This is a genomic window from Guptibacillus hwajinpoensis, from assembly GCF_005144865.1.
Lineage (GTDB): Bacteria > Bacillota > Bacilli > Bacillales > Guptibacillaceae > Guptibacillus > Guptibacillus hwajinpoensis_A.
Window position 1 is genome coordinate 360,960 of record NZ_SWFM01000003.1, and the last position, 12,229, is coordinate 373,188.

General features: G+C 39.0%; 12 protein-coding genes and 1 other annotated feature (1 of these 13 running past the window's edge). All 12 genes read right to left on the reverse strand.

All coding sequences use genetic code 11. From position 1 onward, the window contains the following. Positions 1-7, reverse strand: a binding site (T-box leader) (it extends 185 nt beyond the left edge of the window). A gap of 112 nt (positions 8-119) precedes the next feature. Next, positions 120-1,139: a ThiF family adenylyltransferase gene (locus FBF83_RS12750; RefSeq protein WP_136947538.1), complete on the reverse strand. Its 1,020-nt coding sequence runs from the start codon at positions 1,137-1,139 to the stop codon at positions 120-122. Beyond that, positions 1,140-1,739, reverse strand: coding sequence for a molybdenum cofactor guanylyltransferase (locus tag FBF83_RS12755; RefSeq protein WP_136947539.1), 600 nt, complete (start codon positions 1,737-1,739; stop codon positions 1,140-1,142). Beyond that, positions 1,736-2,491 (reverse strand): DUF92 domain-containing protein, encoded by a 756-nt coding sequence (locus tag FBF83_RS12760; RefSeq protein ID WP_205665322.1) that lies wholly within the window; start codon positions 2,489-2,491, stop codon positions 1,736-1,738. Before FBF83_RS12760 ends, FBF83_RS12755 begins: the two co-directional genes overlap by 4 nt. Before the next feature lie 14 nt (positions 2,492-2,505). Continuing rightward, complete coding sequence (locus tag FBF83_RS12765) at positions 2,506-3,072, reverse strand: 5-formyltetrahydrofolate cyclo-ligase (protein ID WP_136947541.1); 567 nt, start codon at positions 3,070-3,072, stop codon at positions 2,506-2,508. Between the two features lie 78 nt (positions 3,073-3,150). Further along, positions 3,151-3,300 (reverse strand): 50S ribosomal protein L33, encoded by a 150-nt coding sequence (gene rpmG / locus FBF83_RS12770; protein WP_136947542.1) that lies wholly within the window; start codon positions 3,298-3,300, stop codon positions 3,151-3,153. A gap of 76 nt (positions 3,301-3,376) precedes the next feature. Beyond that, positions 3,377-5,356, reverse strand: a complete 1,980-nt coding sequence (locus tag FBF83_RS12775) for a glycoside hydrolase family 15 protein (protein WP_136947543.1) — start codon at positions 5,354-5,356, stop codon at positions 3,377-3,379. 129 nt (positions 5,357-5,485) lie between these two features. Then, complete coding sequence (gene phoU / locus FBF83_RS12780) at positions 5,486-6,145, reverse strand: phosphate signaling complex protein PhoU (protein WP_136947544.1); 660 nt, start codon at positions 6,143-6,145, stop codon at positions 5,486-5,488. 22 nt (positions 6,146-6,167) lie between these two features. Further along, a complete protein-coding gene (gene pstB / locus FBF83_RS12785; RefSeq protein ID WP_136947804.1) occupies positions 6,168-6,977 on the reverse strand; it encodes a phosphate ABC transporter ATP-binding protein PstB in 810 nt (269 codons plus the stop codon). 54 nt (positions 6,978-7,031) lie between these two features. After that, positions 7,032-7,910 carry a phosphate ABC transporter permease PstA gene (gene pstA, locus FBF83_RS12790; RefSeq protein WP_136947545.1) on the reverse strand — a complete coding sequence of 293 codons (879 nt, stop codon included), beginning with the start codon at positions 7,908-7,910 and terminating at the stop codon, positions 7,032-7,034. Further along, on the reverse strand, positions 7,910-8,842 hold the full coding sequence (gene pstC, locus FBF83_RS12795) for a phosphate ABC transporter permease subunit PstC (RefSeq protein ID WP_136947546.1): 933 nt from the start codon (positions 8,840-8,842) through the stop codon (positions 7,910-7,912). Before pstC ends, pstA begins: the two co-directional genes overlap by 1 nt. Before the next feature lie 80 nt (positions 8,843-8,922). Next, positions 8,923-9,876 carry a PstS family phosphate ABC transporter substrate-binding protein gene (locus FBF83_RS12800; RefSeq protein ID WP_136947547.1) on the reverse strand — a complete coding sequence of 318 codons (954 nt, stop codon included), beginning with the start codon at positions 9,874-9,876 and terminating at the stop codon, positions 8,923-8,925. 277 nt (positions 9,877-10,153) lie between these two features. Next, positions 10,154-12,196 carry a peptidoglycan D,D-transpeptidase FtsI family protein gene (locus tag FBF83_RS12805; protein ID WP_240688088.1) on the reverse strand — a complete coding sequence of 681 codons (2,043 nt, stop codon included), beginning with the start codon at positions 12,194-12,196 and terminating at the stop codon, positions 10,154-10,156. Between the last annotated feature and the right edge of the window lie 33 nt (positions 12,197-12,229).

A 12,229-nucleotide genomic window follows, 5' to 3' on the forward strand; every position in this document is an offset into this window, starting at 1 on the left:
CTTTCATACTTTTATGCTTTTGCGCGTTTAAGTAACATTGTTATTCTATAACCGATCTGTATCTCTGTCAAGATCTATTCGTTTACAGAAAATGCATCAGCCATAAGGCTGATGCATTTCTACATTCCTATATATCTTGCATATAAGGCTTTTGCTCTTCCACTATCCTCTGTCCCCTGAATGAGAACTCGACCATCAGGAAAAAGCACAAGTCTTTCACCTTCTTCTAGCTGAGCCCTAAGAAGAAAGGGGGTTTTCTTAATAGTTGTTGTTTTATCGAGTTTTGTAGCCCATTCCTGTAGATCAAACTGAGATTCAAGGTGAATTTGAATCGTTTCTCTGCCACACATTGATGTTACTTCTTGTCTATTTCCCATCTTTAACGCTGGAAATTCATGCTTTTGACAGGTTGGGCAACCTTCTTTTGGCGTTGAGAACTTCATAGCATAACGATGGTTATTCCAAATATCCAACGTAAGTAAACTGCGATGAAGTTTATCATGAGCACCGGATACATATTTCATGATTTCTGTTACCTGATAAGATGCAATTATATCAACAATAGGTGAAATCACACCAATCGTGTCACACGTTTCACCTGACGAACCTTCTCCACTCTGTATAAAACAACGAAGACAAGGCGTTTCTTCAGGTACAAACAGAGCTGTCATTCCCCTTGAGCTTACAGCACCACCATATACAAATGGGATTTTCTTCTTAAAGCATGCGTCATTTAAAAGAAAGCGAGTCGAAAAGTTATCGGTCCCGTCCATAACAAAGTCAATTCCATCGAGGAGTTCGATGATGTTGCTCGCATTTACATCTGCTGTTACTGCATCAATCGTAATGGAAGAGTTCATTTTTTCAAGTTTCTTCTTTGCTGCAACAGTTTTCGGTAATGAGGCTGCTACATCTTCTTCGTCAAAGAGCATTTGCCTTTGCAAATTGCTTTGCTCTACGTAATCACGATCAACTATTCTTACATAACCACACCCTGCTCGGACAAGATGATTAGCAATTGCTGTTCCAAGTGCTCCCATCCCTACAATCAAAGCACTTGATTGACTAAATTGGTACTGTCCTTCTTCTCCAATAGGTGAAAAAAGCATCTGGCGTGAGTAACGTTTAAAGTCTCCCATTTAGTCTATCTCCTTTTGAAGGATCTCATATTCGTCGATCGTATTCACATTCATAAAATGACGTTGATTAGATGCGTTAACAGAAACATAGTGCACCTTAATTTCATTAAGTAAATCAATCATTCGCTTTCTACCAGCTTGTAAATGATTTTTAATTACATTCTCACAAGAAGAATGATAGATTGCACAAAGTGGCTGTACCCTTCCATCCTTTACAGGTACAATAGCTACTGCATCCGGATGGAGCATCATTTCATTTATAAGCATGGATAATAGACCTTCTGTTAGTAAGGGCATATCACATGCAACAGTGACATAATAATCGCCCTCAGTTTTTTCCATAGCAGAATAAATGCCCGCAAGAGGACCCATACCTACAAATGACTCATTATCAGTTAATAGTGTCACTCTGTCGTCCTCATCAATAGTAAACCGATCCATTAAGTCTTTCTTTGCTATGATAGCAGTTTCACTTACAATCGGAAGAAGTTGATTCAAAACAATACGATAAAAGGGTAACCCGTTGATTGTCGCAAAAGCTTTTGGTGAACCAAACCTTCTCGATTCTCCACCAGCAAGCAATAGACCATTAATCTTCATAGAAACCAGATACCTCCCGAAAGTCCACCGATAATGGAGGAAATAAAATTAACAACATCGTTATTTAAACCTGAGAATCCTTTTATTCTGAGTGTAGCGGTTTGACAATGTTCATGACGTTCAGTCTTTATCCCGCATATTTGGCAACGGAACTCTTCTTGTAACGACGCACCAATTAGCGTATCAAAGAGACACCCAATGAACCCACCCAGAGTTACGAATAACAAAATTGCCAACGAAACATCAAACACTAGAGCACCTACACTACCAATCAACAGTGCTCCAAGAAAAGATGCGATTAAGCCAAACAAGCTAACTGCTCCAGATGTTCCAGGAGGCACAAACTGTCTTTTCTTAATGTGAAATGGTGGTCGTTTAGAAAGAACGCCAAGCTCAGAAGCCCAGGTATCGGAATTAGAAGCTGCAAGGACCGATAGAAAAAAGACCAGCCACCAATTAGATGGAAAGAACGCCATCATAATACCCGCAAATGCGGCAGCACCGCCATTCGCTATTACCTGGTATTGATCTCTTGCAGATCCTTTTTCTACAATATCTCCTATCGCTTCTTTCTTCCTGGCTTTGTATTTACTCCATATAGTCGAAGATAGAAAGAAAATTCCCAGAAGAAGAAGTCCTCTCCATTCAAAACCATAAGCGATCGCAGTCCCAACTATTGTAGCAGCGATCGCTCCACCTTTTGTAAGTGCATTAACTTTAAATCCTATAAAACCTGTTATTCCACTTAACAAGAAGTATAGGAGTATCATTTGACGTTTAGAATTTGTTCATTTGTAATAATTGATTGTACAGGTAAATCAAAAGATTCGACTGGAACCGAATCCACTAATTGAAATTCATAAGCAAGAGAGACTGTTTCGTTTGGATACTTCTGCAAGAATCGATCATAAAACCCTCCGCCAAATCCAATTCTATATCCTTTATGATCAAAAATAAGGCCAGGGACAACTAGGAGATCTATCTCATGACTATGACAAATGAATGTCTCTTCAGGCTTAGGTTCCTTTAAGCCGAAATATACCGTTTCAAGTTGATCCCAACCCGTTAAGTAATAAAACGTCATTTGCTTAGATTTCGGATTACACTTTGGTACAGCTACCTTCTTCCCATCAGCCCAAGCAGATTCAATAATTTTCTTAGTATCGACTTCGCTTTTCATTGCAATTGTTAGTCCAATTGTCTCTGCCTTTAGGTAAGGTTCATATGTAAACAGTCGTTCCACTATTTCTTTATCTAGAGTTTCTTTATCATGCGCTGTGATTTCATTTAATCGCGCTTTCATATTCGTACGCCACTCATGTTTGGATTGCACAATCATTCCTCCTACTTATCTTTACTTCTAGTTTAAGGGATATTGAGCAAATAAAAAAGCAGTAGGATATCCTACTGCTTACTTTGTTTCGCGGTGTAACGTATGCTTTTTAAGTCTTGGGCTGTATTTTTTAAGTTCAAGACGATCAGGGTTAGTACGTTTGTTCTTCGTCGTGATGTAGTTACGATCGCCTGTTTCAGTGCAAGCCAATGTAATTTGTACGCGCATGAATATCCCTCCAAATCCTATCAAACTGTTCATTTAACAACATACTTCATTATGATAACAAACAAATCTTATTCAATCAAGTTGTTTTTGTTGATAACTCTTCATATTTCTCAAGATAATCCTTAACCACATCAACATAGGTTGCATGTGACCAGGTAAGTGGTGCTACAGAAAGCGGCTTACCTGTATATGGATGAACCTGCTCTGGTAGTATACCACTTGAGAGCGCCTGTTTAAATACCCAATTGATATGCGTCTTTGCTTCACACAACTGTTCAATCGTTTGTGCACGAGCAATTTTCCACTTAGCAATCCAGAGCGTGCAAATCACCCATGGATTCCCTGGAACTTCGTCGACATTTTGGGATTGCTGAAAATAATAATCGCTTACATACCGAGCAACTCCCCCTATACTCGTTTTGACTGACAATCGCTTTTCCACCTCTTTCATTGTTCGAACAATTCGAGGATCATCAGCAGGCAGAACACCAAAAGCAAACAGTCCAAAAACACTGCTCTCTATTGTATAATCCTTCGTAACTTCTCCTGTTTCGTTGTTTGTATAAAGTCCTCTAATAAAGCAAGCACAATCACTATCGTAAAGATGCGTTTCAATCCCAGTCTTGATACGCTCCGCTCCCTCATAATAACTGTCTGCTCGGTCGTCTTCTCCAAACAGCCTGGCAAAAGAATGTGCCGCCATTAATCCACCATAACAAGCTGCAGACGTGAAACTAAAGATTCCAAAGCGTTCTTCCCAGAGATCATAGGATGGTAGGGGTAAATTCAGATTCTCATCCATAAACTCAAGTAAAAACTTCGCTGCTGGTCTTACAAGAAATTTATATAGAGATTGGGCAAATTCGATATCCCCTGTAGATTTGTAATGCTCCCAGAATGCCCATAACACAAGACCTGTTTCATCTTCTTGGATGGGAAGCTGTGAATGTTGGGAACGATCAATATAAGGGTGCCAACTTGATCCTACAGATCCATCAGGATTGTATTTATGATGCAAATATCCCTCCTTCGAGAGAAGTTCTGCGCAACAACGATAGAAATTGGAAACCATACCGTGGTAACCTGCCTTTGACATGGCTGAAGCAATTAGAGCGCCATCTCTTGGCCACATATAGCTATAATGATCCCGATTATAATGTAAGATATCTGAGTCATTGGCTGCTATAATTGTCCCGTTCTGATTCGTTTGAGTACGCACTATTAACAAACTGCGCTTATATAACGAAAGGAGCTCAGGTTCCAAGTCTGAATCCGGTAGAACAGACTTGTTTACCCAACGATTCCAGTACATTCTGATCTTTTCAACAGTTAAAAGTGTTCCTATCTCACTTACGTATTCATGAATGTTGGTAACTTCCTCTTTTGTTCTCCCTACAGTCATCCAGTAATACGCTGTTTTCTTATTATTAGCTTCTAATTTTGTTTCAAGAGAAAATGTACTATCAACTGACCCTTGTGCAATTGGATTAACGTGTAAATGTCCATCCTCTGCATCACGCCATGTTCCTTCCGCTGCCTGAAATCGTTTCACACCAGTTGTATATTGCTTGATTCCCGTTCCGTCGAGTTCCCCATTAAATAGAAAATATCGATACCGCTTATAATGGATAACGGATTTCGTATCAGGACAGTAATACGCTGTGTCTCCAACTTCAGTTTCATAGATATTCAAATCTTGATGAAAAAAAAGTCTTACGTCACGGCTCCGATCCTCCAAATTATGAATCGTTATTTTACGAATCATTAACATTTCTCTCTGGTGTACGCCCTCTTCAAAAACAAGTTTAATTCCAAGGTGAGGATGATAAGCCGTGCTATACGTCACGAGCGTATCCTGATCATAGTCAGGATTAATTTCCCATTCAGATGAGTGAAGCCATGAGAATTTTCCATCTACCCAAACCCCGATTCGGTTTGCGTGCCCCTGTACGTGATTCTGCTGTCCTACATATGGATAGTAAATATCACGAATTTGTAAAAACTGATCCATATTAATAAGTAGTTGACCGTTCCCAATCACTAAATGTCTTGGCATCTAAACGCCCCCTTGTCCATCTCCTACATTAGTGTATTGCAGAAAAAGACAGGTCATTACTGTCGGTCTCAAATTAAGTTCAACCAATAGAAAAACCACATTCCAAATGGAATGTGGCTAACTTCTTTCTTAAGCATTAAGGTCATAACGTTTGCCCTTAACAACATAAATGACACTTTCTGAAATATTCGTACAGTGATCACCAATCCGCTCGATATAACGACAAATAAAGGAAAGCTGCTGAATTTGGCTAACACTTTCAGGATGCTTTGTCATCAGTTCAAGCAATTCTTTAACAAGGCGACCATACATGTTATCAATTTCATCATCTGCGTCTGCAACAGCCATCGCCTGGTTAACATCTTCATCGTAGAATGAAGCAAGTACTTCTCTAAGCATATTATTCGTTTTTTGAGCGAGGGCTGGAATCTCTTCAATTGGTTTAACGAAAGGTTTATCACCAATACGGATGATCGACTTCGCAATATTAACTGCAAGATCTCCAACGCGCTCGACATCAGTCGTAATTTTCAATGCTGAAATTAATCGTCTAAGGTCAGTGGCAAGAGGTTGCTCCTTTGCAATAAGCCAGATCGCTCTTTCATTGATTTCTTCTTCAAGTCGATTGATTTTATAATCGTTATCAATGATCTCTAGTGCCTTATCAACATTTTGATCTTTAAGTGCTGTGATCGCTTCATCAACAGCAATTTGCGCTAAAGAACCTAGTTCTAGTAGCTGTGATTTAATTTCATCTAATTGTTCCTGAAAATTCTCTCTAACTGCCATGTATGCTCACCCCCGAGTAATATTAACCGAAACGACCTGTGATGTAGTCTTCCGTACGCTTGTCAGTAGGGTTTGAGAACAACTGATTTGTATCAGAGTACTCAACTACCTCTCCATTTAGGAAAAATGCAGTTTTATCAGAGATACGAGCAGCCTGCTGCATGTTGTGCGTCACAATGATAATACTAAATTCCTTTTTCAGTTCCTGTACAAGCTCTTCTACTTTCAGTGTTGAAATTGGGTCAAGCGCAGAAGTTGGTTCGTCCATGAGAATAACATCTGGTTCGATCGCAAGACAGCGTGCAATACACAGACGTTGTTGCTGACCACCTGAGAGTCCATATGCATTCTCGTTTAAACGATCTTTAACTTCTTCCCAAAGTGCAGCACCTTTTAGGCTTTTCTCTACAATTTCATCAAGGACCTTCTTGTTTTTAATGCCATGAATCTTTGGACCGTAAACAACATTTTCATAAATTGATTTAGGGAATGGATTTGGTTTCTGGAAAACCATTCCAACCTTAGTACGGAGGTCTTCTACTTTGTACTTATTATCAAAGATATTTTTCCCGCGATAGTTAATGTCACCAGACATTTTCACAATCGGCACCATTTCAACCATACGGTTAAGTGCTTTAATAAACGTAGACTTACCGCAACCTGAAGGACCGATGATCGCTGTAACTTGCTTCTCAGGAATGTTAAATTTGATATCCTTAAGCGCCTGATCCTTCCCGTACCACAGGTTAAAATTCTCGATACTATAGACCGTATTGCCTTCTTTTTTCTTTTCTTCCGGACGAGGAGCTTTTACAACCTTCTTTTCATCCATAATTGTCTTCATGATCAAAATCCCCTTTACTTGATGATGAGAGCATCTATTCTCTTATAATCGTTTTGAAAATTTATTCCGAATCAAGACCGCAATTGAGTTCATGATAAGAAGCATTGCTAATAACACAATAATACCTGCAGCAGCAACATCATGGAATTCGGTTTGTGGACGACTTGTCCAGTTAAATATTTGAATTGGCATAACAGTAAATCCAGATAATAAATTCTCTGGTAGATATGCAACAAACGTAAGTGCACCAATCATAAGAAGTGGAGCAGTTTCACCTATCGCTCGTGATAATGCTAGAATTCCTCCAGTCAATATCCCAGGAATTGAAGCAGGTAAGACAACTCTTCTAATCGTTTGCCACTTTGTTGCACCCATTGCATAAGATGCTTCACGTAATTCTTTCGGTACAGAACGAACTGCCTCTTGAGCTGCTACTACAATGATTGGCAAGATCAACAAACTCATCGTTAACCCACCTGCAAGAACACTCCTGCCCATCTCAAGCATTCTTACAAATACAGTTAGTCCTAATAAACCAAATACAATAGATGGAACCCCTGCGAGGTTAGATATATTAATTTGAATAAATGTCGTAAATCGGTTCTTCTTTGCGTATTCCTCTAGGTAAATCGCTGTTCCTACCCCAAGTATTAATGATACTGGAGCAATAACGGCCATTAACCATAAAGATCCGAAAAACGCTGCTTTAATCCCTGCTTTTTCTGGGAACCTTGAAGCGAAATTTTGGAAGAACTGTAAGTCTAGATAACCAATTCCTTGAGTCAATATCCGATATAGCAAGATGACTAGAACAACGAGTGCAAAAATGGTTGTTCCAAAGAAAACCCCTTTAAGAATCTTATTTTGTTTAAGCCTGGTTTGCATTCTACTTTTAACTTTTGTCTGATCAACTAATTGCATTAGTATTCCTCCCTGAATCTACGAGAAATATATTGGGCAACAAGGTTCATAATGAGAGTAAATAAGAACAGTGTCATACCAACGGCATAAATACTGTAGTAGATTGTTGTTCCGTACCCTGCATCACCAAGACTTACTTGTACAATGTAAGATGTCATTGTTTGGATAGACTCTGTTACATCAAACGTAAGTTTCGGTGTTGCCCCACCTGCTACTGTTACGATCATCGTCTCACCAATTGCACGAGATATAGCAAGTACAACCGAAGCGACAATTCCTGATAGCGCTGCTGGAAGAACTACTTTAACAGCAACCTCAAATCGAGTAGCACCTAGACCAAGCGCCCCTTCACGAATCGCATTTGGTACAGAACTCATCGCATCCTCTGAAAGAGAAGCAATCATAGGGATAATCATGATACCAATAACGATACCTGGACTCAGTGCATTAAACACTGGGAGGCTTGGAATAACATTCTGCAATACAGGAGTGACAAAGGTTAAAGCAAAGAAACCATACACAATAGTAGGAATACCTGCTAAAACTTCTAGAATCGGTTTAATGATTCGTCTTACTCTATCAGTTGCATATTCACTCAAATAAATGGCTGCTCCAAGTCCAAATGGAACTGCTACTAACATAGCGATACCTGTAATTAAAAGCGTTCCAGAAATCAATGGCCAAATTCCATAGTCCGGATCACTTTCAAAAAACGGATACCAGTCTTTGCTTGTAAAGTATTCAATAATTGAAACGTGGTTAAAGAATGTGATCGTTTCAACAATCAGTGTAAATACAATCCCAAGTGTTGTTAAAACAGAAATGATCGCACAAAGAAGTAAAAACCCTGGAACGAGTTTTTCTACAATCTTTGAACGAGACTGTTGCTTCTCTTTTTTATCTTTTATCATTTGACGAACTGACCCTTGCATATATTACTCCCCCTCACAAAAGAGCAAAACAGGATAAAGTGAGGAGCTTCACCTCCTCACCAATCTGTTTCCATTTAATATTACTTACCAGCGATTTCGTTAAGCTTATCCGTTGCTTCTGTGTACTTCTCTTCAGGAAGTGCTACATAACCAACAGCATCAGCCATTGCACCAGCGTTTTCTAGTGCATATTTAGAGAAATCATAAACAGCCGGGTTATCTTTAACAGCAGAATGCTTTATATAAGTGTAAAGTGGACGAGATAGTGGCTCGTATGTTCCATCTTGAATTGTCTCAGCATTAGGCTTAACTGCTTTTCCATCACCGTTTACAATTGGTACTACATTTAAGTTTTCTTTATTTTCAAGGTAGTAAGCATAACCAAAGAATGCCATTCCATTCTTAGAACCAGTTACACCATTTACAAGTACGTTATCATCTTCAGAAAGCGTTGCTTCTTTATTCATTTGCTGCTCATCTAGTACAACTTCATTGAAGTAGTCATACGTTCCTGAGTCAGTACCTGGGCTAAATAGTTGAATCTTTTCTTTAGGCCATTCAGAGTTAATATCGCTCCACATAGTAGCTTCGCCTGTCCAAATCTTTTGAAGTTCTTCAACTGTAAGCTGATTTACCCAGTCATTTTTTTTATTTACGACGATAGAAAGTCCATCTTTAGCGACTTCAAATTCAGTAAAGTCAATACCAGCTTCTTCAAGTGCTTTTACTTCTTCTTCTTTAATAGGACGTGAAGCATTAGTGATGTCTGTTTCACCAGCTGCGAATTTCTCAAATCCACCGCCAGAACCAGATACACCAACACTTACTTTTACGTCAGGTTGTTCAGCAGCGTATTCTTCCGCAATAGCTTCCATGATCGGAAATACTGTAGAAGATCCGTCCATTAACACATTTCCAGAAACTTGATCAGAAGAACCTTCGCCGTTGCTAGAATTACCACCGTTTCCGCAAGCTGATGCGAAAACTAAAATCATTGACATAACTAGCATAAGCATAATGCCTTTGAACTTCATGTAATTTCCCCCTAAATGGATGTTTGTACTTTGTTCGCGAGATGCCGTTACCCATCTCCCGATCACAAGTCTAAGAATACAGCTCAGATATTAATGACATATAAACCGAATGTAAAGATATTGTAAATGTATGTGGGAAAACGTTTAAATTTGTATTTTTTTGGGGATTTAAGTGATTTTATACACATTCAGCACATCTGAATTCTTTAATATTTGAGATGCATCTTTTTTTAATGTGTCCCTTAACAAATAAAAAAACCGCTTTTCAGCGGTTTTCTTAATTCGTATCTTCTTCTGAACCTTCTTCTTCAGAAGGTTTTGGCTTTTTGGCTTCATCTTTTAAATCGAAGTATGCGTCAAGAATACGTCCTCCGATTTTTTTATTTACTTTACCAGAATCTGAGTCGTTTACATCTGGAACGACGACTGAGAAAGCTACTTCAGGGTTATCACCATAAGGGGCATAACCTACAAGGGTAAGGTTGTATCCTTCATCTTTTCCAATTTGCGCAGTACCTGTTTTACCAGCTGCAACGTATTTATTGCTTTGGAAATAAGGGTATTTCGTTCCTGCTGTTCCATCGCGTGTATTCATGACCATCCACATGCCTTTTTGAACATGAGCCACTTCACTATCACTCATTTTGATTTTGTTCATAATTTTTGGCGTTTTTTGGTAAAGAATAGTATTCGACAATCCTTCATCTGCTGATGGTTCATGAACTTCATTTAGGAGGTGCGGTTCCACTCTGTATCCTCCGTTTGCAATTGTAGAAATGTATTGAGCCATTTGCATTGGTGTGTACGTATCGAACTGGCCAATCGCAAAGTCAAGAATATTACCTACCTCTTGCACATTTCCACCTAAGCCCGTTCCTTCACCTGGCAAGTCAATTCCTGTTTTAACACCAAGTCCAAACTGAGAAAATGACTCTTTCATCTGACCATAAGCTGAGACATTGTATGAATTTCTTTGTCTTGGAACGTAATCATAATCAGCCATCATCATTGCAATTCTAAACATATAAACGTTTGAAGATCTTTGTAAAGCCACAAGATCTGAGATAGATCCCATTGGCTTAGGAGTATAGGACGCCTTCCTTAATCCTCCAGGGAAATACAATGGTTCATCAACAAGCATCCTCCCTGGGTTAATTACATCATACTGATAACCCGTTAATACGGTAGCACCCTTAACAGTCGACCCCATTGCATATGCGTCACCAATGACTCCAAAAGTGCGGTCCTTTAATTTACCGTTGCTATATTCCTTACCTGCAAGGGAAAGGATTTCGCCAGTTTTTGGATTCATCATGACTACATAACCACGAGTAGCTCCATACTGTCTGGCATCACGCAACTCTTCATCAAGAATCTTTTCTACTTCCTGTTGCAATTCAATATTCAGCGACAGAACAAGGTCATTTCCTCTCTTACCTTCAATCACTTCTGGCTCACCGATTGGTTCTCCAGATTTATCAGTAACGTAAGTAAGCTTTTCTTTTTGTCCTTTTAAATATTCTTCATATTCTTTCTCAAGATAGCTAATGCCAACTTGGTCGTTTCGTTCATAGTTTCTTAATCCATAGTAACTCAGTTCATCCCGTGGAATAGGCCCAACATTACCAAAGATTGTTTGAAGGGTGTCTCCATACGGATACTCTCGTGTCGCATCAGCCTGAATTTCCACGCCTGGGAGCTCTCCAAGATTTTCACTAACCTTTGCAATTTCATCCTTAGTTAAACCAACTTTGATGGTTTGGGAAGAAAGTGCATATCCACTATCCATCGCTCTTTTAATCGCTGCTACTTCCAATTCAGCTGGATTTTCTTTAATGGTGTTTAGATCTTCATCTGTAATGCGCTCGATTTGAAGCTGATAAGCATCACTAGACTCCATTTCTTCCCATTCTTTTTCTGTTAATTTTGCTTTTGCCTCTTCAGGATTGACAATGATCCAATAATCTTTCAAGTCTCGATCAATCACATCGTCTGTATCTTTTTCAATATAGTCAGCTAATTTCTTTGCTAACTCTAATCGTTCAGCTTGTTTAGTATTTTGCGTACGAATATATGTAAGCGCGAATTCTGGATTATTATCAACAAGTACCCGTCCATATCGATCATACATTTTACCCCGTGGTGCAGTCGATTCTGCAGTAACATTTTCTGTTTGTTCAGACACACGCTGGTATTCTTCACCATTCACGATTTGGATAACTCCTAATCGCAAAATCAACGTTGAGAACAATAGAAAAACGGATAGAAACAATATATTAAGCCGGAATGGAACATGGCTTTTCTTTTTATTATGTTTCAAGATAAACTCCCCTCCAACACATATAGACACCTG